We start from the raw sequence: 228 nt of genomic DNA, 5'->3' as shown, positions 1-228 counted from the left end.
TGTTACACGGCTTAATCAGATAATCCATCACCGTCTTCTCACCGGTCTTGATATCCACGGTAGAGACCATGACGGGACTGATGGAGAAGCGCTTACCGGCTTTATTCTGCTCGTAGTCGTTATCGGTGCGGATAAACACGCGGTAATAGTAAATTTCCGGTTTCACCTCATCCTGAATGGTATTCAGCGAGGTGCTCTCCACCACGCCGTTCCGGCCGCCATTAATGT

General features: G+C 50.0%; 1 pseudogene. It reads right to left on the bottom strand.

Features of this window, described 5'->3' with window-relative positions:
* Positions 1–228: pseudogene (locus tag KVT28_RS27630) on the bottom strand (secretion protein HlyD); the annotation flags it as partial.

This window comes from Pantoea sp. GbtcB22, assembly GCF_019091025.1.
GTDB lineage: Bacteria > Pseudomonadota > Gammaproteobacteria > Enterobacterales > Enterobacteriaceae > Pantoea > Pantoea leporis.
Note: the sequence above shows the minus strand (reverse complement) of the source record. Positions and strands in the feature narration are given on the sequence as shown.